At 67.9% G+C, this 22167-nt stretch carries 21 protein-coding genes; 2 read left to right on the top strand and 19 right to left on the bottom strand.

The window, feature by feature from the left end:
- Positions 1 to 88: 88 nt before the first annotated feature.
- The 18 genes from K254_RS0103510 to dinB all read right to left on the bottom strand — a co-directional run bounded on the left by K254_RS0103510 (position 89) and on the right by dinB (position 19913).
- Positions 89 to 379 carry a YggT family protein gene (locus K254_RS0103510; protein ID WP_026554211.1) on the bottom strand — a complete coding sequence of 97 codons (291 nt, stop codon included), beginning with the start codon at positions 377 to 379 and terminating at the stop codon, positions 89 to 91.
- A 190-nt stretch (positions 380 to 569) separates the two neighbouring features.
- Complete coding sequence (locus tag K254_RS0103505) at positions 570 to 1097, bottom strand: cell division protein SepF (RefSeq protein ID WP_026554210.1); 528 nt, start codon at positions 1095 to 1097, stop codon at positions 570 to 572.
- A 133-nt stretch (positions 1098 to 1230) separates the two neighbouring features.
- The gene (locus K254_RS0103500) at positions 1231 to 2022 is read right to left on the bottom strand and encodes a YggS family pyridoxal phosphate-dependent enzyme (RefSeq protein WP_155848440.1); all 792 of its coding nucleotides are present in this window, start codon (positions 2020 to 2022) and stop codon (positions 1231 to 1233) included.
- Positions 2009 to 2746, bottom strand: coding sequence for a polyphenol oxidase family protein (locus tag K254_RS0103495; RefSeq protein ID WP_331271233.1), 738 nt, complete (start codon positions 2744 to 2746; stop codon positions 2009 to 2011). Before K254_RS0103495 ends, K254_RS0103500 begins: the two co-directional genes overlap by 14 nt.
- Before the next feature lie 59 nt (positions 2747 to 2805).
- Complete coding sequence (ftsZ, locus tag K254_RS0103490; RefSeq protein ID WP_026554207.1) at positions 2806 to 3990, bottom strand: cell division protein FtsZ; 1185 nt, start codon at positions 3988 to 3990, stop codon at positions 2806 to 2808.
- A gap of 236 nt (positions 3991 to 4226) precedes the next feature.
- Positions 4227 to 5405, bottom strand: a complete 1179-nt coding sequence (locus K254_RS25180; protein WP_081709867.1) for a cell division protein FtsQ/DivIB — start codon at positions 5403 to 5405, stop codon at positions 4227 to 4229.
- The gene (gene murC, locus K254_RS0103480; protein ID WP_026554206.1) at positions 5395 to 6840 is read right to left on the bottom strand and encodes a UDP-N-acetylmuramate--L-alanine ligase; all 1446 of its coding nucleotides are present in this window, start codon (positions 6838 to 6840) and stop codon (positions 5395 to 5397) included. The genes K254_RS25180 and murC overlap by 11 nt, the downstream gene beginning before the upstream one ends.
- Positions 6837 to 7979, bottom strand: a complete 1143-nt coding sequence (gene murG / locus K254_RS0103475; protein ID WP_035748950.1) for an undecaprenyldiphospho-muramoylpentapeptide beta-N-acetylglucosaminyltransferase — start codon at positions 7977 to 7979, stop codon at positions 6837 to 6839. The genes murC and murG overlap by 4 nt, the downstream gene beginning before the upstream one ends.
- A complete protein-coding gene (gene ftsW / locus K254_RS21560; RefSeq protein WP_051388761.1) occupies positions 7976 to 9271 on the bottom strand; it encodes a putative lipid II flippase FtsW in 1296 nt (431 codons plus the stop codon). Before ftsW ends, murG begins: the two co-directional genes overlap by 4 nt.
- Positions 9271 to 10881: a UDP-N-acetylmuramoyl-L-alanine--D-glutamate ligase gene (gene murD / locus K254_RS0103465; RefSeq protein WP_051388759.1), complete on the bottom strand. Its 1611-nt coding sequence runs from the start codon at positions 10879 to 10881 to the stop codon at positions 9271 to 9273. The genes ftsW and murD overlap by 1 nt, the downstream gene beginning before the upstream one ends.
- Positions 10863 to 11975 (bottom strand): phospho-N-acetylmuramoyl-pentapeptide-transferase, encoded by a 1113-nt coding sequence (gene mraY, locus K254_RS0103460; RefSeq protein WP_026554203.1) that lies wholly within the window; start codon positions 11973 to 11975, stop codon positions 10863 to 10865. The genes murD and mraY overlap by 19 nt, the downstream gene beginning before the upstream one ends.
- Positions 11972 to 13465 (bottom strand): UDP-N-acetylmuramoyl-tripeptide--D-alanyl-D-alanine ligase, encoded by a 1494-nt coding sequence (locus K254_RS0103455; protein ID WP_026554202.1) that lies wholly within the window; start codon positions 13463 to 13465, stop codon positions 11972 to 11974. The genes mraY and K254_RS0103455 overlap by 4 nt, the downstream gene beginning before the upstream one ends.
- Before the next feature lie 6 nt (positions 13466 to 13471).
- Complete coding sequence (locus K254_RS0103450; RefSeq protein WP_231391734.1) at positions 13472 to 15148, bottom strand: Mur ligase family protein; 1677 nt, start codon at positions 15146 to 15148, stop codon at positions 13472 to 13474.
- A 182-nt stretch (positions 15149 to 15330) separates the two neighbouring features.
- A complete protein-coding gene (locus K254_RS0103445) occupies positions 15331 to 16014 on the bottom strand; it encodes a hypothetical protein (RefSeq protein ID WP_026554200.1) in 684 nt (227 codons plus the stop codon).
- Positions 16011 to 17018, bottom strand: coding sequence for a 16S rRNA (cytosine(1402)-N(4))-methyltransferase RsmH (gene rsmH, locus K254_RS0103440; protein ID WP_026554199.1), 1008 nt, complete (start codon positions 17016 to 17018; stop codon positions 16011 to 16013). The genes K254_RS0103445 and rsmH overlap by 4 nt, the downstream gene beginning before the upstream one ends.
- Positions 17019 to 17269: 251 nt before the next feature.
- Positions 17270 to 17701 carry a division/cell wall cluster transcriptional repressor MraZ gene (mraZ, locus tag K254_RS0103435; RefSeq protein ID WP_026554198.1) on the bottom strand — a complete coding sequence of 144 codons (432 nt, stop codon included), beginning with the start codon at positions 17699 to 17701 and terminating at the stop codon, positions 17270 to 17272.
- Between the two features lie 382 nt (positions 17702 to 18083).
- Entirely contained in the window at positions 18084 to 18443 is a 360-nt protein-coding gene (locus tag K254_RS0103430) for a DUF3040 domain-containing protein (protein ID WP_026554197.1), read from the bottom strand.
- Positions 18444 to 18707: 264 nt separating this feature from the next.
- Positions 18708 to 19913, bottom strand: a complete 1206-nt coding sequence (gene dinB, locus K254_RS21555) for a DNA polymerase IV (RefSeq protein ID WP_269209000.1) — start codon at positions 19911 to 19913, stop codon at positions 18708 to 18710.
- 141 nt (positions 19914 to 20054) lie between these two features.
- Here dinB and K254_RS26090 point away from each other — a divergent pair, with 141 nt between their 5' ends.
- Positions 20055 to 20597, top strand: coding sequence for a hypothetical protein (locus K254_RS26090; protein WP_231391733.1), 543 nt, complete (start codon positions 20055 to 20057; stop codon positions 20595 to 20597).
- Positions 20594 to 21715 carry a polyprenyl synthetase family protein gene (locus K254_RS0103415; RefSeq protein ID WP_231391732.1) on the top strand — a complete coding sequence of 374 codons (1122 nt, stop codon included), beginning with the start codon at positions 20594 to 20596 and terminating at the stop codon, positions 21713 to 21715. The genes K254_RS26090 and K254_RS0103415 overlap by 4 nt, the downstream gene beginning before the upstream one ends.
- Positions 21716 to 21789: 74 nt before the next feature.
- On the opposite strand, the gene K254_RS0103410 is transcribed toward K254_RS0103415, so the two are convergent.
- A complete protein-coding gene (locus K254_RS0103410; RefSeq protein WP_231391731.1) occupies positions 21790 to 22125 on the bottom strand; it encodes an Rv2175c family DNA-binding protein in 336 nt (111 codons plus the stop codon).
- Positions 22126 to 22167: the final 42 nt, after the last annotated feature.

The following is a 22167-nucleotide window of genomic DNA, read 5'->3' as shown; positions in this document are numbered from 1 at the left end:
GCATTTCGGTTTGAAGTATATCTTTTCGCGGGGAAAAACCAGCAGTCAGCCCCGACGCGCCGGAACGTTTTTCACTGATTTGGGTTCTTTAGGCTGCCAATTGGGCGGTGAAGGACATCCCAATGCCCACCACCACCAGCAGCAGAATGAAGCCCACATCCAGCGAGATGCTGCCGATCCGTACGGGCGGCAGCAGCCTGCGCAGCGCACGCAGGGGCACATCGGTGATGGAATACACCACAGAGGCGGCCAGCAGGGCCACACCGCGCGGCTTCCAGTCCCTGGCGAAGACCTGCACCCAGTCAAAGACCAGACGAATCATCAACGCCAAAAAGAACAGCAGCAGCACGAGATATAACAACGCAAATACAATGGACACGCGGGTAGACACATTCCTTAGTAGTGGCGGTTCATTTTGAGCCTAACATTACTGCCTGCCGCTGTGCGGCGGACACCCCTGCCCAGCGGCACGTGCCGGCTGGGCCGCCCGGGGAACGCGAAAGGCCCAGCCGTTGCGGCCGGGCCTTGTGCGGCGCCCTGGTGGCGGCCCTCTGCGGGCCGCTGGCGGGTCAGCTCTGGTTGAAGAATGCGGCCTGGGTGTCGGAGGCCTTCTTGTCATCGCCAAGAACCTCAATGTACGACGGTGAGAGCAGGAACACCTTGTTGGTGACCCGTTCGATGGAGCCATGCAGGCCGAAGACCAGGCCGGCGGAGAAGTCCACCAGGCGCTTGGCGTCGGACTCGCCCATGTCGGTGACGTTCATGATGACGGGGATGCCGTCACGGAAGCTCTCACCGATGATCTTCGCGTCATTGTAGGAGCGCGGATGGACTGTGGTGATTTGACGCAATTCTGCCGCCTCTTCGCGGCTGGATGCCGCACGCTTGATGGGAGTCACGGGAGCACGGTACTCCTCCTCTGCCACCTTGTGGACCACCGGTTCCGGTGCGGCCTCAAGGTGCGGGGCGGGTTCCCGGTCGTAGTCCACGGAATAATCTTCATTCTTGGGCCCGGGCACGGTGTGCTCGGCCTCGTACTGCTCGTCACCATCGGCGAGCCCAAGATAGATCATTGTCTTGCGCAGAGCGCCAGCCATGGGTAGCTCCTCATATGTCTTGTACTGGTGGGTGGGACGGCAGTGCGGGGTGGAACAGGTTCAGCGAACCGGCGGACGGCCGTAGAGCCGCGCCGCCGAGGCAGCGCACACCGTCCGTCCAACACTTTCGACGCTACCGCACCGTGGGGCGCGGACCGAGCACATCTGAGCCGACACGAAGGTGTGTCGCGCCCCAGCGGACGGCCGCCTCCAAGTCCCCGCTCATGCCGGCGGAGAGCTCCCCCGCGCCGGGGAAGGCCGCCACCAGCGTGGCGGACAGCTCCGCGAGCCGTTCGAAGGCCGCGTCGGGGTCCGCACCCAGGGGCGCCACGGCCATCAGGCCGCGCAGCCGCAAACCCTGGGCGGCCTCGACCAGCCCGGCCAGCTCCAGCAGCGCCGCCGGGTCGGCACCGCCGCGGGCCGCCCCCGCGGGCGCTGCGCCGGAGGCCTGGGGCGCAGCATCCTCGAGCGACATCTGCAGGAACACGCCCAGCTCCGCCCGGCCGGTGGCCTCCTGCTCGGCCACCACGGCCCGGCTGAGGGCGCTGACCAGCGCGGGCCGGTCCACCGAATGCACGGCATGGGCGTAGGCGGCGACGGACTTCGCCTTGTTGGTCTGCAGCTGGCCAATGAAGTGCCAGCGCAGGGCGGGCGCGGCATCGGCCAGCTCGGCGGCCTTGGCCGAGGCCTCCTGGCAGCGGTTTTCCCCCACATCCCGGACCCCCAGTCCATGCAGGGTGCGGACGTCGACGGCGGGATGGAACTTGGTGACGACAATCAGCTGCGGCGCCACGACGGAGATCCCAGGCGCGCGCGGAGCCTGGGCGGCAGCGTCGATGCGGGCATGGACGGCGGCGAGATTGGCCGCCAAGGCCTCGGCCCGGGTGCGGGCCGGCTCCGCTTCCGTGGACTCAACGGGCAGCATGGACAACCCCTGCAATTCGTCCCTCGGCGCCGCCATTGCGTCCGAAGCGGCGGTGCGAAAACATGGCCTCATCCTCCAGGGTGCACACGTCCAGCCGGCGGGCGGGCACGCCGTCCGCGGCCAACTGGGCCAGCACGGCTGCGGGCAGATCCAGCGCGGGCGTACCCCAGGAGGTTTGGGCCCAGGCTGCGGGTTCCACGGCGGCAACGCGGGCACGCAGCTCATCGGGGACCTCATAGCAGTCCCCGCACACCGACGGCCCAAGCCAGGCGCGGATGCCTTCGGCACCCTGGGCACGCATGGCCGCCACGGTCTTGGGCACCACGTGTGCCTCGACGCCGGGGCGTCCGGCGTGCGCGACGGCCAGCACCGGGTCGCCGGCGGCAGTGCTGGCGACGAAGACCACGGGGACGCAGTCGGCAACCATTACGGCCAGCGGATCCCCCAGCGACACCATGGCATCGGCCGTCGGGCCGGTTTCGGGTTCGAAGTCCCCGGCGGCGACCACTGCGACATCGCTGCCGTGCACCTGGTTCATGAACTGCAGGCCCGGCCCACCGGCGCCTAGGCCCAGTTCCACGGCCAGTGCTGCCCTATTGGACCGCACCGACTCCGCATCGGAGCCAACATGAAAGGCCAGGTTGCCGGCGTCGGCGGCGGTGAAGCCGACCCAGATTCCCGGGCTGGCTTCTTCCTGCCACCACACCACTGCTACCTGACCCATCACGTGCCGCACCCAGACGGGGTGCGGTGCTGCATTAACCTATTGTGCTTCTGGCTTCTCTACTTCAGGAAGTCGGGAACATCCAGCTCGTCGGCGCGGTGGCCGGAGAGGTCCGGCTCCACGATCGCGGGCAGATCGACGTCGAAGCCGCCGTCGGCCGGAACGTGGGCCGAGGACTGCTGGCCCCACTGGTTCAGACTGGTGACGGTGGCAACCGGAGCCGCAGCGGCCACGGCCGGGGCTGCAGCCGGAACGGCCGGAGCCTTCACCGTGGGCTCCTGCGGAGCACTGGTGACGTCAACGTTGTCGAAGCCGGCCGCGATCACAGTCACGCGGGCCTCATCGCCCAGGGCGTCGTCAATGACGGCACCGAAGATGATGTTGGCCTCGGGGTGCGCCACTTCCTGGACCAGGCGGGCGGCCTCGTTGATTTCAAACAGACCCAGATCCGAACCACCCTGGATGGAGAGCAGCACGCCGTGGGCGCCGTCGATGGAAGCCTCCAGCAGCGGGGAGGCGATGGCCAGCTCGGCAGCCTTGACGGCACGGTCCTCGCCTCGGGCGGAACCGATGCCCATCAGGGCCGACCCGGCACCCTGCATGACGGACTTGACGTCGGCAAAGTCGAGGTTGATCAGACCGGGGGTGGTGATGAGATCGGTGATGCCCTGGACACCTGAGAGCAAAACCTGGTCAGCGGAGCGGAAGGCGTCCAGCACGGAGACGTTCCGGTCGCTGATGGAGAGCAGGCGATCGTTGGGAATGACGATCAGCGTGTCCACCTCATCGCGCAGCGAATCAATGCCGTTCTCTGCGCTGGTCGCGCGGCGGCGGCCCTCGAAGGTGAACGGGCGGGTCACAACACCGATGGTGAGGGCACCCAGCGAGCGGGCAATGCGGGCGACGACGGGCGCGCCGCCGGTGCCGGTTCCGCCACCCTCGCCGGCGGTCACGAAGACCATGTCGGCGCCGCGGAGGACTTCCTCGATCTCCTCGGCGTGGTCCTCGGCAGCCTGGCGGCCCACCTCGGGGTTGGCGCCGGCACCGAGGCCGCGCGTCAGCTCACGGCCGATGTCCAGCTTGACGTCGGCATCGCTCATCAGGAGCGCCTGGGCATCGGTGTTGACGGCGATGAATTCCACACCGCGCAGTCCGACATCGATCATGCGGTTGACTGCGTTGACGCCACCGCCGCCGATGCCGACGACCTTGATGACGGCCAAGTAATTCTGGGGTGCTGCCACGTTACGTGTCCCTTGTTCGTGTCCTGATGAGAATCTGTCCTCCATCCGTGGCACCTGCCTTGCGGCAGCCCTGCGGACATTGCCGCCGGTCTTCCCTGCACCACTGGTTGAAGCTTTCGAGCTTAACCTTCAAGTTGAAGGTTATAGTTATGTCAAGTAACTCTTGTTGTGACGGTATGGGGCATCAGTGCCGCATGCAATAACCGCCCCCGCGTGTCGCGGGAATACGGCCCAAATTACCTAGTAACAGGGTGTTTGGGCGTGCTGACATCATAGACGGAAATCGGCGCCCGCTCCGGCTGCCCCTTCCCGGGGGGCGGCATCGGCGAATTCAGCAGGGCGTCAAGCACCTCAGCCTTCAACTCATTTTGGGAGTCATTGCCCCAGATGATCTTCTTGCCGTCACTGAGCGCGAGCTCCACGGCATCGGGCGATTCGGCCGAGGCATGCTCGAGTTTGGTGAGCACACTCTGGGGCAGAACGGCCAGCACCGAGGTGATCGCCACGAAGATCTTGTTGCCGATCACCGCCGTGCCGCCATCGATCAGCGGCAGCGCAATGGCCGCCGGATCCGCCGTCGTCCCCAGCGCTACTCCGGCCGGGTCCACCATGATGTAGCTCTCCCCGTCCTTGAGCAGTGCCACGGGCTCTCGCTCCACGATGTGCACCAGCAGCGTCGACGGCGGCCGGGCTTCGATGCTCACCCGGTCCACCTGCGGCAGCGGCGCCAGCAGCGCCGCCACCTGGCCCTCGTCGATCTGCGGCAGGGGCTTGCCCTCCAACGGTGCCAGCGAGGCCTGCAGGACGTCCATCGTGGCCAGCTTGTTGCCATCGATGGTGATCGTCTTCAGGGCCAGGATGGGCGAAAAGATGGCAGCGCCGACGACGACGGCGATGACCGCGGCAACGCTGCCCAGCACCAGCCACAGGCGCTGCCTGCGCACCTTGAAGGCCGGTTTGGGAAAGCTGAGGACGGTGGCCGTGGGCGCCGGTTCAGGCGCAGATGCGGCCTTGGCCTTGGATGTGGTCTTGGAGGCCGGCGCCGGAGCGGGCGCAGGACCCGGCAACGGGTCCACGTCCAACGCCGGCAGCGGCAGGACCGTCACCTTGGCTCCGGCCGTCACCACCACCGGTGGCTGCTCCGGCAGTGCGGCTTCCTCTTCACCGGCCTGGCCGTCCCGGAGGTTCTGTCCGGCACCGGTTTCGTTGGCCGTTGCCTTCTCGGCTGCGGCAGCCTGCGCCCCTGCTGCGGATCCCGCAGCCGAGCCACGCCGGCGCAGCCAGCGCCGGGCACCCTCAACCGTTGCACCGTCGTCAGTGCCGGCTGCGCCAAGCTCGGCGGCGGTGGGGAGGTCCTCGGCCGGGGGCAGGCCGGAGCCGCTGCGGACGACGCGGGGCCGGCGGCTACCTGCCATGGCCGTCTCCGCCGGGAGAGGCGGCAGTGCCGGCCAGGGCGGCCACGAGCTGCGGGCCGCTGGCCGTGACGTCGCCGGCACCCACCGTCAGGATGATGTCCCCCGCGACAGCGCCGCCGGCCAGGGCCGCGACGGCGGCGTCAAGATCCGGTGCGTAGTGCCGATCGCCCGTGAGTGCGTTGGTGATGAGCTCGCTGGTGACACCGGGGATGGGATCCTCGCGGGCCGGGTAGATGTCCAGCACCGCCACGGTGTCCGCCAGTTCCAGTGCCCTGGCAAATTCGATGGCAAATTCGCGTGTGCGGGAAAACAGGTGCGGTTGGAAAAGCACGTGCACCCTGTGCCCACCGGCCACGTGCCGGGCCGCCTTCAGCGCGGCCTCGACTTCCGTGGGGTGGTGGGCGTAGTCGTCGAAGACGCGCACGCCGCGCACCTCCCCCTTGGCCTCGAAGCGCCGTGCGGCACCTGTGAAGGAGCCCAGCGCGGCAGCAGCTGCCGCCGGGTCCACGCCCAGGGCGATGGCCACGCCCAGGGCAGCAGCGGCGTTGAGGGCGTTGTGGTCCCCGGGGACCTGCAGGTCCAGGGGCAGCACCACGGGTCCACCGGCGCCGCCGGTCCACGTCACGGTGCTGTGGGTTCCCGTCCCGCTGCTGTCCATGCCGGCCGAGAGCCGCAGGTCGGCGCCGGCGCTGCGGCCATAGGTCAGCGTTGCCGTGCCAGCGGCGCGGGAGCGTGCCGCCAGGGCCGCGGAGCCGGCGTCGTCGGCGCAGGCCACCAGCAGGCCGTCAGCGGGCAGCAGCGCGGCGAAGTCGTCAAAGGACTTGTACACGGCCTCGGCCGTGCCGTAGTGGTCCAGGTGGTCCGGCTCCACATTCGTCACCACGGCGATCTGCGGACGGTAGTTCAGGAACGAGCCATCGGATTCGTCCGCCTCGGCCACGAAGACATCGGCGGTGCCGTGGGCGGCATTGACGCCCAGTGCGGGCACCGTGCCGCCAATGGCAAAGGAGGCGTCGATGCCGGTGGCGCGCAGCAGCACCGTGGTCATCGACGTCGTCGTCGTCTTCCCGTGCGTTCCGGCCACGGCCACCACCCTGTCGCCGGCCATCGTGGCGGCCAGTGCCTGGGAGCGGTGGATGATGCGCAGTCCGGCGGCACGGGCGGCGGCCAGTTCCGGGTTGCTCTCGCGGATGGCGGTGGAGACCACCACTGTGTCGACGCCGGCGACGGCGGCGGCCTCATGCCCCACATGCACCGTGGCGCCGAGTGCTTCGAGCTCGCGCAGTCCGGCGGAGTCCTTGGAATCCGAGCCGGACACGGCGACGCCGCGGGCCAGCATGATCCTGGCGATGGCCGACATGCCGGCCCCGCCGAGACCGATGAAGTGGACGCGGCCGAGGGAGGCCAGCTCTGCCGCCGTGTTGTGGTTGGTCATTTCTCTTCTTTCCCCGCTGCCGAAAGCACCATCTGGGCCATGCGGACATCGGCGTCGCGGATGCCCAGTGCGGCTGCCGCGGCAGCCATGCGTTCGCGCCGCTGTGCATCGGTGCACAGGGGCAGGACGTTGGCGGCGATCCAGGCCGGGCTGAGCTCGGCGTCGGAGACCAGCAGGGCCGCCTCTGCTGCCACCAGTTCGCGGGCGTTCAACGCCTGTTCACCGTTGCCGATGGGCAGCGGCACAAAGACGGCCGGCAGCCCCACGGCCGCCACCTCGCACACCGTGCCGGCCCCGGCCCGGCAGAGCAGCACATCGGCTGCGGCATACACGCTTTCCATGTCATCGACATACTCCACCTGCCGGTAGCCCGGCGCGGTGAGCGCCGTGCCATCCCCGCCCAGCACACTCTTGCCGCGGCCGGTGATGTGCAGTACCTGGACGCCCGCGGCGGCAAGGTCCGCCAGGGCGCCGGCCACGGCACGATTGATGCTCAGTGCACCCAGCGAGCCGCCGGTGGCAATCAGGGCTGGGCGGTCCGGATCCAGTCCCAGGGCGTCCCGGGCCGCAGCGCGCGCGGCGGCCCGGTCGAGGGTGGAGACGGCTGTGCGCATGGGCATGCCCACCTGCACTCCCCCGCGGATCTTCGTGCCGGCAAAGGCCGTGCCCACGGCAGCGGCAAAAAGCGCCCCCACCCGGTTGGCCAGCCCCGGCCTGCTGTTGGCCTCGTGGACCACCATCGGAATCCCCAGGCTGCGCGCGGCCAGGTACATCGGCGTGCACACATAGCCGCCCACGCCCACCAGCACATCGGCCTCGGCGCTGCGCAGGATGTTCTTGGCGGCCGCGATGGCCCCCAGCATGCGCCCGGGCAGCCGCAGCAGATCCATCGAGGGCCGCCGCGGCAGCGGCACCTTGTCAATGGTCGCCAAGCGGTAGCCGGCGGCGGGCACCAACCGGGACTCCATGCCATCCGCGGTGCCCACAGCCACCAGCCGGGCCTCGGGACGCTGTGCCTTGACGGCGTCGGCGATGGCCAGCAGCGGGCTCACATGCCCGGCCGAGCCACCGCCGGCCAGCACCACCGACAACTGGCGCGTGGAGCCCGGGGAGGTGGAATCGGAAGAGGGGGTGCTCATGGGGCGGGGGTGTCGCTTTCGGGGTAGGAACGGGCAAAGGAGAGCACGACGCCGATGGCGGCAAGCACCAGCAGCAGCGAGCTTCCGCCATAGGAAATGAAGGGCAGCGGGACGCCGATCACGGGCAGCAGGCCGGTGACCATGGCGATGTTCACGAAGGCCTGGCCGATGATCCAGGTCATGATGCAGCCGCAGACAATGCGCACGAAGGTGTCGTTGTGGCGCACGATCACGCGGAAGATGGCAAAGGCCAGGACACCGTAGAGCAGTACGATCAGCAGCGTGCCCATGAGACCGAATTCCTCGCCGATGATGGCGAAGATGAAGTCGTTGTGGGCCTCGGGGATCCAGCTCCACTTCTGCCGGCTCTGGCCCACGCCGACACCGAACCAGCCGCCTGAGGCGAGGGCGTAGATGCCGTTCTTGGCTTGGTAGCAGATGTCATTGCCCGTGTCGCAGTTTCCCAGCCAGCCCGACAGCCGCGAGGTTCTGTTGCCACTGGTGGCGGCGAAGACCAGGGCACCGACGCCGGCCACGAGGATGGCGGGGACAAAGAGGCGCAGCCGCACACCGCCAAAGTAGAGCCCGGCACCGACGATCGAGGCGATGATCACGGCGGTGCCCAGGTCCTTGCCGCCCAGCACCAAGCCCAGGATGGCCAGCGCGACAGGGAAGACCACGGGAACGAGGGCATGCTTCCAGTCCTTGACCAGCTCCCCCTTGCGCGAGAGCACCGCCGCCATCCACACCGCCAGGGCCAGCTTGGCCGCCTCGGAGGGCTGGGCGCTGAAACTGCCGATCTCGATCCAGTTGCGGTTTCCACCCACCTCCTTGCCGATGGGGGTGAACACCAGGGCGAGCAGGGCGATGGCCAGGAAGATGGCCGGGTAGGCAATCTTCTTCAGGAAGGTGACGCTGGCCCGGGACAGCAGGAACATGGCCACCAGCCCGATCACGGCGAACATCCCCTCCTTCAGGAACAACCCGTAGGGATCCTCGTCCTGGGAGATGGATTCGGCCGCGGAGGCGGAGAGCACCGTCATCAGCCCGATGCAGGTCAGGGCCAGTGTGGCGCCGACGATGAGGTAGTAGCTGGAGCCGTTGCTCGGGCGGCTGCTGCCGTCCAGGCGCGGCCAGAAGTTGTTGAAGACGCGCCCCAGCATCCGCGGCGGCCGCGTGGACCCGGCCGCTTTGCCGGGCACCCCTGCTTTGCCCCGGCCGGCGGGCGCGGCCGTTTTGGCCGGCACGGCAGGTTTTGCCGTCTTGGCCGGCGCGGCGGGCTTGGCTGCCATTAGGACTCCTTGGTAGGTGTTGCCTGCCCCCGAAGCAGATCCTGCACGGCATTGATGAACGACTGGCCGCGGTGGGCGTAGGAGGCAAATTGGTCCATGGAGGCGGCGGCCGGAGCCATGAGCACCGTGTCCCCCGGTCCGGCCAGTGTTGCTGCGGCCGCCACGGCTGCTGCCATGACGTCCTCCCCCGTGGCGGGCCGGGCGGCGGCCGCGGACTCCTGGGCTGCCATCCCTTCCCTGCCAGTGTCCACCGGGGACGCCTCGACCACGGGGACCTGCGGCGCGTGTCGCGCCAGAGCCCCGCGGAGCCCGGAACTGTCGGCACCGATCAGCACTACGGCCTTCAGCCGTGCCGCGTGGGTGCTGACGAGCTCACTGTAGTCCACGCCCTTGGACAGGCCGCCGGCGATCCAGACCACCGGGTTGAACGCTGACAGGGAGGCCGAGGCTGCGTGCGGGTTCGTGGCCTTGGAGTCGTTGACCCAGAGGATCTCCCCAAAGCTGGCCACGGGCTGGATGCGGTGTTCGCCCGATTCGTAGTTGAGAAGCCCGGCCTTTACATCGGCCGGCGTGAGCCCGTAGGCGCGCACCAGGGCGGCGGCAGCCAGAGCGTTCGCCACGAGGTGCCGGGGCACCAGGGGCGCAATGTCGGCAATCTGGGCCAGCTCGACGGCGGAGTCCTTGCGCTCGGCAATGAACGCACGGTCCACCAGCATTCCCTCGACCACGCCCACCATGGAAATGGCCGGCATGCCGGTGGTGAAGCCGATGGCGCGGCAGCCCTCGGCCACCTCCGCCTCCTGGACCATGCGCTCGGTTTCGATCTGCTCAACGTTGTAGACGCAGGCCACCTTGGTGTTGGCGTACACCTTGGCCTTGTCGGCCGCGTAGGCCTCAAAGGTGCCGTGCCAGTCCACGTGGTCCTCGGCCAGGTTCAGGCAGACGCTGGACAGCGGCTCCATGGACTCGGTCCAGTGCAGCTGGAAGGTGGACAGCTCCACGGCCAAGGCGTCGTAGCCCTCGGGGTCGCGGACGGCGTCCAGAATCGGGGTGCCGATGTTCCCGGCGGCGATGGCGCGCAGGCCCGCTGCCTGAAGCATCGACTCGACCATCGTCGTCGTCGTGGTTTTGCCGTTGGTGCCGGTGATGGCAATCCACTCGGCCGTGCGGCGTCCGGCGCGGATGCGCACCCGCCAGGCCAGTTCGACGTCGCCCCAGATCGGGATGCCGGCCTCGGCGGCCGCGGCCAACAGCGGATGGCCGGGGGCCAGTCCCGGGCTTGTCACCACCAGTTCCGGCGCCAGGCCGTCGACGAGCGGAAGCACCGTGGAGCTCGCCTGGCCCAGAAGGACCTCGGCCACGCCCACGATCTTCAGCGTGTCGGCATTGCGGCGCGCGTCCTCGTCGTCGGAAGCGGCCACCACCACCACGCGGGCGCCGAGCTCTGCCAGCGTGTCGGCAGCGGAGAAGCCGGTCTTGGTGATGCCCGTGACCACCACGCGCAGTCCGCGCCAATCGGCGTCCCACGAGGTCAATGCGGCCAGCCGGCCTGCCGGGGAAGCAGAGGGGGAAAGATGTGTTGCGTCAGTGCTCACAGTTGGACAAACCATTCCGCGTAGAAGGCCCCCAGACCCACGGCCACCATCAGCCCGGCCATGATCCAGAAGCGGACCACCACCGTAACCTCGGCCCAGCCCTTGAGTTCAAAGTGGTGCTGCAGCGGGGCCATCTTGAAGACGCGCTTGCCGCCGGAGAGTTTGAAGAAGCCGACCTGGATGATCACCGAGAGGGTGATCATCACGAACAGGCCGCCGATGATGGCCAGCAGCAGTTCGGTGCGGGAGAGGATGGCGAAGCCGGCAATGGCGCCGCCGATGGCCAGCGAGCCGGTGTCGCCCATGAAGATCTTCGCCGGGGAGGTGTTCCACCACAGGAAGCCGATCAGCGCGCCAAACAGGATGGCGGCCAGCAGGGCCAGGTCCAGCGGATCACGGACCTCGTAGCAGACGCCACCGCCCAGCACGCGCGGCGAACCGCAGCTCTGGTTGTATTGCCATATGCCGATGAGCGTATATGCGCCAAACACCATAACTGAGGCGCCAGCGGCCAGGCCGTCCAACCCATCGGTGAGGTTCACGCCGTTGGTGGCGGCCGTGACGATCAGATTCGCCCAGATGATGAAGAGGATGACACCGACTCCCGCCCCGGCGAAGGCCAGGTCAAGGCCCGGAATGTCCCGGGCAAAGGAGATCTGCGTACTGGCCGGGGTGCGGCCAAAGGCATTGGGGAAGTTCAGCGCCAGCACGGCGAAGGAGATGCCCACGCCGGCCTGCAGGATCAGCTTGGCCTTGGCGTTCAGACCCAGGCTGCGCTGCTTGGAGATCTTGATGAAGTCGTCCAGGAAGCCCACCAGCCCCATGCCCACCATCAAAAAGAGCATCAGCCACCCCGAGGCCGAGGGCCCGGGTGAGGAGGGGTTGAGCAGCCAGACAAACAGATGTGTGAGCAGGTAGGCGGCCACCACGGCACCGACGACGACGGCGCCGCCCATGGTGGGAGTCCCGCGTTTGGTGTGGTGCGAGGTGGGTCCGTCATCGCGGATGAACTGGCCGTAGCCCTTCTTCACCAGCAGGCGGATGAACAGCGGGGTACCAATCATGGCAAAGGACAACCCCAAGCCGGCACCCATGAGCAATGCGATCATTGGGTATTTGTCCTTTCACCCGTGGTGGTGTCATGGGCCTCGTGGGGTAATGCTATCCGATCGCCCAGGAACCGCAGTCCGGCCCCGTTGGAGGATTTCACGAGCACAATGTCGCCCGGGGCAAGCTCCCGGGACAGCAGATCATAGGCCTCGTCGGCGTCGGCGACGAAGACGGATTCGTCCCCCCAGGAGCCCTCCATCACCGCTCCGACGTGCATGGCCCGGGCGGGCTTTCCGACCACCACCAGCCGGGAGATGTTCAGGCGTACGGCCACGCGGCCCAGGGCATCGTGCTCGTGGATGGAGTCATCGCCCAGTTCGAGCATCTCCCCCAGCACGGCCCAGGTCCGGCGGCCGGCATTGCTGCCCAGCTCGGCCAGCGTGCGCAGAGCTGCCCGCATGGATTCCGGGTTGGCGTTGTAGGCATCGTTGATCACGGTCACGCCGTCCGCACGGTCCGTGCGCTCCATCCGCCAGCGGCTGGCGGCAGCCAGGCCGTTGAGCACGGCAGCGATGTGGACAGCGGGGGCGCCGGCCACGAAGGCGGCGGCCGCTGCGGCCAGCAGATTATGCACGTGGTGCAGGCCCAGCAGGCCGCTCACCACGGGGAAGCCCTCGGGCACATCGGATCCGCCGGTGGCGGGGAAGCGCAGGAGAAATTCGGGGTGCCCGTCGGCATTGGTGCCGGCGTTTTCGGCCAGCACCGTCTCGGCGCCGTCCGCGGGGACGTCGGAGGAGAAGTACAGCAGGTGGGCGCCGGTGCGGGCGGCCATGGCCCGCACGCGGGCGTCGTCGTAGTTGAGGACGGCGGTTCCGGTTGCCGCCAGGGCGGCCACCAGCTCACCCTTTGCCCGGGCGATGTTCTCCACACCGCCGAATTCGCCGGCATGCGCCGAGCCAACGCCCAGGACGATGCCAATGTCCGGCTTGACCAGGGAGGTGAGGTAGTCGATCTGGCCCATTTTCGTGGCGCCCATCTCGATGACCAGGTAGCGGGTGTCCAGATCGGCGGCAAAGACCGTGAGCGGAACGCCCACCTCGCCGTTGAAGGAGCCGCGCGGGGCAACCGTGGGGCCCAGGGGCGCCAGGATGCCGGCCAGCAGGTCCTTGGTGGTGGTCTTGCCGGCGGAGCCGGTGATGGCCAGCACTGTCAGCGGGCTGTGGGCACGGATGCGCCGCACGGCCTCGGCCGCCAGGGCGCCCATGGCCAGCACGGCATCCTCGACGACGACGGCCGGATGGGTTCCGCCGTCGTCCGTGGGCACCTCGCGCTCGGCCAGGGCCAGCACCGCACCACGGGCAAAAGCCGCCTCAACGAAGTCGTGTCCGTCGGCGCTTTCTCCGGGCTTGGCGATGTACATGCTGCCTGGCACGGCCTCGCGGGAATCTGTCACGGCCAGGCCCAGGGCCACCGTGAGTTCCGGATCCGTGTCTGCCGCCAGGCGGCCGTGCGTAATCGCGGCGATGGCTGCCGCAGTAAATTCAATCATCTCGATCTAGGACTCTATCCCGGCAACCGGCTCGGGGGTGAATCCACGTGCGGCCAGGGCCGTGCGCAATTCCACCCGGTCATCCAGGGGAAGGTTGACTCCCTGGACCTCCTGAAGGACTTCATGTCCACGCCCCGCCACCAGGATGGTGTCCCTGGCGTGCGCGAGCTCCACGGCCCGGACAATGGCGTCCGCCCGCGGGAAAACTTCTTCGACAACCGTCGCCAGGCCCTCGGCGGCCACGGCGGCGCGGGCGCCGGCCAGCACGCCGGCCCGGATGGACGCGGCGTCCTCATCGTGGGGATCATCATCGGTGACAATCACCACATCGGCGCCACGGACGGCCACAGCACCCATGGTGGGGCGCTTGGTGGCATCGCGCTGGCCGGTGGCGCCAAAGACGACGATGACGCGGGAGGAAGCATCCGTGGAGCGCACGGCGCCCAGGGCACGCTGCAGGGCATCGGGATTGTGGGCAAAATCAACAATCGCTGCGGGCTCGCGGGCCACCAACTGCATCCGCCCCGGCACGGCAACTGTGAACGGGTCGTGCGCGTCCGCGGCGGCCTGGACCTGTGCTGCGGCCTCGGAGAGGGTGCCGCCTGCCGCGGTGAGCTGTTCCAGGACCATGGTGGCGGCCAGGGCGGCGTTGGCGACGTTGAAGTCCCCGGGCAGCCCGGTGTGCAGCGCGAGCTCCACACCGTCGGGGCCGGCGAGCGTAAAGCGGCTGCCCAGACCTGCGGGTTCGACGCCGGACACCTGCCACTGGGCATCGGCCGCGGCACCCGCCTGAGTGCTGGCGGCGGTTGTGCGCAACGTCGCCACGGGCACGGTGGCCCGGGCGGCCAGCGCCAGGCCCCAATCGTCGTCGACCGTGACCACGGCGCGGCGCGCGTGGGACGGCGTGAACAGCTGGGCCTTGACCGCGGCGTAGCCAGCCATGCTGCCGTGCAGATCGAGGTGGTCCTGCGTCAGGTTGGTGAAACCGGCGACGTCGAAGACCACGCCGTCCACGCGGCCAAACTCCAGCGCGTGCGAGGAGACCTCCATGGAGGCGGCACCCAGTCCGCGTTCGCGCATGAGGGCCAGCAGAGCGTGCACATCCGTGGATTCCGGCGTGGTGAGCTTGCTGGGGATCGCTACATTGCCGGCCAGGATCTCAATCGTCCCGATCAGCCCCGTGCCCCGGCCAAGTGCCTGCAGCAGCGAGTTGATGAAGTAGGTCGTGGTGGTCTTGCCATTGGTGCCCGTCACGCCAAAAAGCGCCATAGGCGCAGAACCAGGCGCAGAAGGCGGCACGGAATCGGCCGATGCATGAGTGCCATAGATGGCCGCGGCAACGGTGCCGGCAGCCTTCCGCGGCGAGGGCACCACCAGCACCGGAACGTCCACCCGGCCCGCCAGCCTGGCGGCGCCGTCGGCATCGCTCAGCACGGCAACCGCCCCGGCGGCTACGGCGGCTTCGGCAAAGTCGGCACCGTGGGAGCGGGCACCGGGCAGGGCCAGGTAGAGGTCGCCGGGCAGAATGGCCCGCGAGTCAAGGCTGACGCCGCCCACCAGCACATCGGCGGCCGGTGCGTCGGCCCCAATCAGTGCTGCCAGGGTTGCCAGTTCAACAGGAACAACCCGTGCTGGGCGCACGGGTGTGTCGGCTGCTGCTGGATTCGGATGGTTGTCAGACACTGTATTGATGCTCCGGCCCTTTGTAGTGCTCGTTTGTACTGCTGTGGGTGGTGGGTCCGGCAGGCATCGGGCAGTCCCTGCTACCCGTGCCCACGGGAAATGTCCACGTGCTTGGTGGGCCAGCGCGGCACAAGCGATGGCGCGCGCAGGCGCCACCGCCGAACCACGGCCCGGGAAAAAGTCTAGCTGTCCCGCTGGGCCGGGGCCGGAATGCTCCCGCCGTTCAGCTCCGCTGCGGGCACCACGGGGGCCACCACGGGGGCAACGGGAGCGACGGCGGTCGAGGCCGCTGGATCCTGGCCCGACGCGGCGCCGGTGGCGCTGTCGGACCCTGCCTTGGCGGGTCCGCCGGGGGTTTCCGTGGCGGGCTTCTGGTCCGGCATGCGGGCGTCAATGGCCGGTGGCGCGATGTGGCCTGTGGACTTGGTCGACGCCACCGCGGGCTTGGGATCGCCGGTGATGGTCTTGGAGTTCACATCGATCTGCCCGGTGGTGGTTGAGGTCACCATCCCCAGGGCTTCGGCACGCGCCACCAGGTTCTGCGGCGCGCCGGCATTTTGCACCTTGGCCGTCAGATCCTGGTTCGACTTCAGCAGGGCAGCCTGCTGTTCCTTCAGCTCCACCAGTTTGTACTGGCCGGACGTCACCTGGACATTGAGCACCAGCACGGTCATGAGGGCGCCCACAAGGAACAGGAAGCACACCGCCGCGAAGGGGACGCGGCGCTTGCGCGGCGCGCTGACCACCAGCGACAGCGGCGTCCGCGTGCGCCGGGGCGTGGGCGTTTCTTCGAGCGGAGCCACCCACGGCAAAGCACGGGCCGTATTGCCGATGACTGACTGGACGTTTCTCGAAGCCGCGCTCATAGTGCTCTCCTGACTCGTTCCACTGCCCGCAATCGTGCGGAGGCAGCCCGGGGGTTCTCGGCAATTTCGGCATCGGTGGGCACTTCCGTGCCCTTTGTCAGAGTTTTCAGCGTTGCCTTGTGCTCCTCCAGCTCAACCGGGAATCCCAGCGGCGCCGATGACTTGGAGCCTGCGGCAAAGACACTCTTGACGATTTTGTCTTCCAGCGAGTGGTACGACATCACCACCACCCGCCCGTGGAGGGCGAGGGCGTTGACGGCGGCCGGAACGGCGGCCTCAAGCACGCTCAGTTCCTCGTTGACCTCGATCCGAAGCGCCTGGAAGGTGCGCTTGGCCGGGTGCCCGCCGGTGCGGGAGGCAGCCGCGGGGACAACGGAGCGGATGGACTCCACCAATTCCCCGGTGGTGGTGAAAGGCTTCTTGGCGCGGTCGGCGGCTATCCGGTTCGCAATGCGGCCGGCAAACTTCTCCTCGCCCCATTTGCGGATGATCCGCACCAGGTCTTCTTCGGAGTAGTTGTTGAGAACATCGGCGGCGGTCTGGCCGCGGCTGGTGTCCATGCGCATGTCCAGCGGCGCATCGTAGGAATAGGCGAAGCCCCGCTCGCGCTCGTCGAGCTGCAGGGAGGAGACACCCAGATCCATCAGGACGCCGTCCACCTCGTCCACGCCCAGATCGGCAAGCACGGAGGGGATTTCGTCGTAGACGGCGTGGACCAGGTCCGTGCGGTTGCTGAAGGGCGCCAAACGTGCGCCGGCCAGGGCAAGTGCCTCGGTGTCGCGGTCGATGCCGATCAGGTGCAGCGTCGGGAAGCGTTCCAGCATGGCCTCGCTGTGTCCACCCATGCCCAAGGTGGCATCAATGGCAATGGGAGTCCGGCCGTCGGCAATGGCGGCTTCAAAGGCGGGTGCCAGAAGATTGATGCACCGATCCTTCAGGACCGGGATGTGTCGTGAAGAGGTGGGCGGCGTGGGGTTGTCCGGTGTGGGATCGCCCTGCGTCATGCCTTCTCCTTTGACCATTGGTGCGCTGCTGGTGCCAAAGCCTGGTCCGGGACTGGTTTCTTGAACCAGACCCCCATCCTCCCGAGCAATCCCCAGCCTGGCTCCGGGGAAGGTGAGCCAGGTTGGGCCTGCTGGGCGGCTGGAGATCTCATTCAAGAACCCGTGCCGTTCCACGCGTGCCGTGCTGAAACTTCTGTGCTGCTTTAACTTCTGTACTGCTTTAACTTCAGTGCTGCCTTGGTGCTGTGGCTCTAGAAGATGCCGGGGATCGTATCTTCGTCCGTCTCGGAGAATGCCTTCTCCTGCTCGGCCAGATAGGTTTCCCAGGCTTCCGCATCCCAGATCTCGGCCCGGTTTCCCGCACCAATCACCACCAATTCCCGCCCCAAACCCGCATAGTTGCGCAGCGTGGCTGGAATTGTCACGCGGCCCTGCTTGTCTGGGATTTCATCGGACGCTCCAGAAAGGAAAACCCGAATATAGTCACGAGCCTGGCGCGAGGATATGGGTGCATCCCGCATTTGTTCGTGGACTTTCTCAAATTCCCTTGCACTGAAGACGTAGATGCAGCGTTCCTGCCCCCTGGTAAGGACAAGTCCACTGGCCAGTTCCTCACGGAATTTGGCGGGGAGGATGATTCGTCCCTTTTCATCAAGGCGCGGTGAATGAGTTCCAAGAAACATCCCCCACCATCCCTTGATTGAGAGGCTTGTAGAACCCCCGTCCACCATCTCCCTCTTATGCGCTCCACTTTACTCCACAATCCTCCACCGTCAACGACACGACGGGCGTGGTCCCGGCGTGTTGCCCCTGTATTTGCGGCCACAGCAGGCCTGTGCGGCGGTGGAGGGAAATGGTGGAACCGTGCGGCCAGGCGGCGCGGCGGCACGCTGTGGCGGACATATTGCTGGGAAATGGGTCCCGCCAACACAAAAAAGGACCCGCAATGCGGATCCTTTTTCTCAACAGGGGCGTCGCTCCACCTTTCAGTGGAGCTTTGTGGAGGGCTCGGGGCAGCGGTTGTGGCCGGACGTGGAACTGCCGGCCACACCATCCAGAGGCGGCCTAATGGTCCTTCCGGCGTTCCTCCCACCGTTCCTCAAGATTGCTCATGAAGGAGCTCTTCGATTTCTTGGCTCCCGGGCTCTTGCCCGAAGCGGCAAACCGGCGGCGCAGCGTGGCAAAGTAGACACCCGCCCCCATGACCAGGAATCCGGCCACACCGAGGGGGATCGACTGCAGTGCAACACCAAGCAGCAGGATGAGCATGCCGGCGATGGACGCCAGAACGCCCAGCACAATGTGCCGCGTGGAGAATGAACGCGCAGGATCGGCCCCCAGAGTGTTGGCAAACTTGGGATCTTCCTCATGCAGCTGCTGCTCGAGTGCGTCGAGCAGCCTCTGTTCGTGCTCCGAGAGGGGCATCACAACCTCCTTCTGGTCAGGCCTTGGGCGTCTCAATCTCCCAACGAGCGCCACCTGGCAATTGGTTCCCAACCGCCTTCCGTCTCCGCAGCCTATGGCCTGCGGACACTGGTGGAAAGCGGGCGAGGGTGCTGCCAGCTGGGGAGCTGTCGCAAGAAGAACTCCTTGCCTTAAGAATAGGCGTGATTTGGGATTACTGAAACCCGTTGTCCACACGGCGCGCCGGTGTTTTTGGCCCCATCCGGCCCGCACCGCGCCGGGATGTCACCGCTGGGGGATCTGGCGCCCCTTGGGACCTGGCAGCAGCCGCGCCGGACCGATCTTTGCCCCGCCGAACCGGGCTGCAACGGCGTCAGCCGCGGCATCGGCACCGCGCCAATTCTCATCCCGCCTGTCGAAGCTCAGCTGAAGGGCCGTCTCCTGCACCGGCTCAAGGCCCTCCACCCTCAGCCCGATCAGCCGCACACTCATCGGGCGCTCACCCAGGGCGCCGAGCAGGCCCACGGCTGCGGCATAGACCAGGGCGGCGCTGTCCACCGGCGTGCCGAGCGTCCGCGAGCGGTTGATCATGCTGAAATCCGCGTACCGCACCTTCAACGCCACAGTCCGGGCCACCAGCCCGCCCTCGCGAAGCCGTGCGGCCGTCCGGTGCGCCAGGCGCAGCAGTTCGCGGGTGAGGAGATCGTCGTCGTTGGTGTCCACGGCAAAGGTCTCCTCCGCCCCGATGCTCTTCTCGACGCGGACGGGGGTGACGGGCCGGTGGTCGATGCCCCACGCCAGCTGGTGGACGTGGGCGCCGGTTGCCCCCAGGGCGCGGCGCAGCACCGGCTGGGGCGTGGCCGCCACATCCGCCACGGTGTGGATGCCCAGCCGGGCCAGGGCTGCCACCGTCTTCTCCCCCACACCCCACAGCGCCTGGACGGGAAGGGTGTGCAGGTAGGCCACCGTCTCCTCGGGGCGGATCAGCAGCATGCCGTCCGGTTTGCAGCGTGTGGAGGCGATCTTCGCCACAAACTTGCTGGCCGCAATCCCCACCGAGGCCGTGATGCCCAGCTCGGACGCAACCCGGGAGCGGATCAAGGCGCCGATCTCCTCGGGCGCGCCCAGCCGCCGCACGGCACCGGCAACGTCAAGAAAGGCCTCGTCCACGCTGAGCGGCTCGACAAGATCGGTGATGGAGTTGAAGATTCCCATCAACTGGCCGGACACCTCGTAGTAGAGCCGGTGGCGCGGCTCGATGACGACGGCCCGCGGGCACAGCCGCATGGCGGTGGACATGGGCATCGCCGAGCGCACGCCCATCGCCCTGGCCTCGTAGGAGGCCGAGAGCACCACGGAGCGGCCGGCCGGGAATCCGACAATCACCGGCCTGCCCACCAGATGCCGGGCCTCGCGCAGCTCCACGGAGACAAAGAAGGCATCCATGTCCACATGCAGGATGTGGCTGCCTTGATCCCGTATGCGTTCCACCGTTCCATCCTAGTGAGGGGCACCGACAGCGGCCGCCGGATCCGGGCCCCGCGTCCCCGGTGGCCTGCCCGGTGGCCCGTTGTGCCCGGCTGGGTAAACTGGGAGGCAATGAGCACCCGCCCAGGAAGCAGAGGAAAAGCCATGCCGAGCGCAGCGCGCACCCACCATCGACCCTTCGCCGCCACAGCCGCGGCCGCCGGCACCGCCCTGGCCGCCGTCGTCCTTCTGGGAGGTTGCGGCACCGGCTCCCCCACGCCCGGGCCGGAAACCACCACCGCCTCCGCGCAGGCATCCGGCTCGCCGAGCGCCTCGGCCACCGCGACGTCCACCAGCACCGCCACCGGAACCGTCGGTGCACTCGTGGCCGGCTTCCCCACCACGCTGCTGCCCCTCATGCCCGGCGCCACGCTGAAGAGCACCATCTTCGACGCGACGGGCGCCAAGGCCACCGCCTCGATGGTGGCCGCCACCACGGCAACGCAGGAGGGGGTTCTGGCCTTCTACACCAAGGCCCTGGGCGACCAAGGGTTCACGCCGCTGCCCGGCGACGCCGTCGGCTCCATCGCCTCCAAGGACTTCACCCGGGCCAATGGCACCGAGCTGGTCAGCCTGTCGATGGTGCCCGAGAACGGCACCGTCACGTTCACGCTGAGCGCCAATGTGCTTCCGGCGTCGCTGAAGTGAGCGGCGGAACCCTGAGCCGGGAGAATACGCACGACGGCGCGCTGGCCACCGAGCAGCAGACGTACGTCCAGTCAGTGGCGGACGCCCTGAATGACTTCCTCGATTCGAAGTCGGCACTGCTCGCGGAGGTCTCCGCCGACACCCTGGTGCTGCTCGATTCGATCCGCGCACTGGTGACAGGCGGCAAGCGCCTGCGCGCCCTGATGTGCTACTGGGGCTGGCGTGCCGCCGGCGGCGCGGCCGGTGCCGAACAGATTGTCACGGCCGGCGTCGCCCTTGAGCTGTTCCAGGCCGCTGCGCTGATCCACGACGACATCATCGACCGCTCGGACACCCGCCGCGGCGGGCCGAGCGTGCACCGGACGTACTCGCTGCTGCACGAACGCCAGGGCTGGGCCCTCGACGGCGAGCGTTTTGGCCATGCCGCGGCCATCCTCACCGGCGATTTGTGCCTGTCCTTCAGCGAAGAGGTGTTCACCCGGGTGGGGGCCGCCACGGCGGCGGGCACCCGCGCCCGGCACGTGTTCGATCTGATGCGCACCGAGGTCATGGCCGGGCAGTACCTGGACATCCTGGAGGAGGTGGCCGGCCCCAGCAAGCCGCGCTCCCACGCCGTGGCCCGCGCGGAATCCATCATCCGCTACAAGAGCGCCAAGTATTCCGCCGAGCACCCGCTGGTGCTGGGCGGCGCCCTGGCCGGTGCCGCCGCCCCGCTGCTGGAGGGCTACAGTGCGTTCGCACTGCCGCTGGGCGAGGCCTTCCAGCTGCGCGACGACGTACTGGGCGTCTTCGGCGATCCCGCGACCACGGGAAAGCCGGCAGGCGATGACCTGCGCGAGGGCAAGCGCACGGTGCTTGTCGGGTTGACCCTGACCCGGGCCGACCCCGCCGAGGCCGGGCGGGTCGATGCCCTGCTGGGCAGCCAGGAGCTGACGGCGGCCCAGATCGAAGACATCCGCTCCATCATGGTGGGCTCCGGGGCGTTGGCCGCCACGGAGGCGATGATCGAGGAGCTGAGTACGACGGCGTTTGCCGCACTCGCCGCCCTTCAGATCCCCACCGGGCCGGGCGCCGCACTGCAGGCTCTGGCCACTGGAGCCGTCCAGCGCAAGGCCTGACCCCATAGGCAAAGGACAGGCCCCGTTCACCATGAACGGGGCCTGTCCTTGCTTAATGCCTGCTTGAGCCGCTGCTACCAGCCCAGGGCCTGGGCGCGGCGGCGGATTTCGGTCTTGCGTCCCTCGCGCAGTGCATCGACGGGGCGGCCCGGCAGGGATTCGTCCGGCGTGAAGAGCCAGACGATGGCCTCCTCGGCGTCGTACCCTGCATCGACCAGGACGGCCACCGTGCCCTTGAGGCTGTCCAGGATGGCTCCATCCATAAAGAACTCCGCCGGCACGCAGCGGATCTGGCGTTCGCCCACGCGGGCGGCCAGCAGGGTGCCATCGTTTATGTAGCCGTGGACGCGGGTAATGGAGACACCCAGCAATTCACTGACGTCCGGGAGGGGCAACCATTCACTAACCATGTTTTCAACGTTACTCACGGACTAAGGTTCCCACACCACTCT

It is taken from the genome of Arthrobacter sp. 35W (genome assembly GCF_000482545.1).
Classification (GTDB): domain Bacteria; phylum Actinomycetota; class Actinomycetes; order Actinomycetales; family Micrococcaceae; genus Specibacter.
Note: the sequence above shows the minus strand (reverse complement) of the source record. Positions and strands in the feature narration are given on the sequence as shown.

Bases quoted from the DNA above. Each gene is read 5' to 3' on its own strand.
- K254_RS0103505 (WP_026554210.1), bottom strand. From the start codon at position 1,097: ATGGCTGGCGCTCTGCGCAAGACAATGATCTATCTTGGGCTCGCCGAT.
- K254_RS0103500 (WP_155848440.1), bottom strand. From the start codon at position 2,022: ATGCTGCCCGTTGAGTCCACGGAAGCGGAGCCGGCCCGCACCCGGGCC.
- K254_RS0103495 (WP_331271233.1), bottom strand. From the start codon at position 2,746: ATGGGTCAGGTAGCAGTGGTGTGGTGGCAGGAAGAAGCCAGCCCGGGA.
- K254_RS25180 (WP_081709867.1), bottom strand. From the start codon at position 5,405: ATGGCAGGTAGCCGCCGGCCCCGCGTCGTCCGCAGCGGCTCCGGCCTG.
- murC (WP_026554206.1), bottom strand. From the start codon at position 6,840: ATGACCAACCACAACACGGCGGCAGAGCTGGCCTCCCTCGGCCGCGTC.
- murG (WP_035748950.1), bottom strand. From the start codon at position 7,979: ATGAGCACCCCCTCTTCCGATTCCACCTCCCCGGGCTCCACGCGCCAG.
- ftsW (WP_051388761.1), bottom strand. From the start codon at position 9,271: ATGGCAGCCAAGCCCGCCGCGCCGGCCAAGACGGCAAAACCTGCCGTG.
- murD (WP_051388759.1), bottom strand. From the start codon at position 10,881: ATGGTTTGTCCAACTGTGAGCACTGACGCAACACATCTTTCCCCCTCT.
- mraY (WP_026554203.1), bottom strand. From the start codon at position 11,975: ATGATCGCATTGCTCATGGGTGCCGGCTTGGGGTTGTCCTTTGCCATG.
- K254_RS0103455 (WP_026554202.1), bottom strand. From the start codon at position 13,465: ATGATTGAATTTACTGCGGCAGCCATCGCCGCGATTACGCACGGCCGC.
- K254_RS0103445 (WP_026554200.1), bottom strand. From the start codon at position 16,014: ATGAGCGCGGCTTCGAGAAACGTCCAGTCAGTCATCGGCAATACGGCC.
- rsmH (WP_026554199.1), bottom strand. From the start codon at position 17,018: ATGACGCAGGGCGATCCCACACCGGACAACCCCACGCCGCCCACCTCT.
- mraZ (WP_026554198.1), bottom strand. From the start codon at position 17,701: ATGTTTCTTGGAACTCATTCACCGCGCCTTGATGAAAAGGGACGAATC.
- K254_RS0103430 (WP_026554197.1), bottom strand. From the start codon at position 18,443: ATGCCCCTCTCGGAGCACGAACAGAGGCTGCTCGACGCACTCGAGCAG.
- K254_RS26090 (WP_231391733.1), top strand. From the start codon at position 20,055: ATGCCGAGCGCAGCGCGCACCCACCATCGACCCTTCGCCGCCACAGCC.
- K254_RS0103410 (WP_231391731.1), bottom strand. From the start codon at position 22,125: ATGGTTAGTGAATGGTTGCCCCTCCCGGACGTCAGTGAATTGCTGGGT.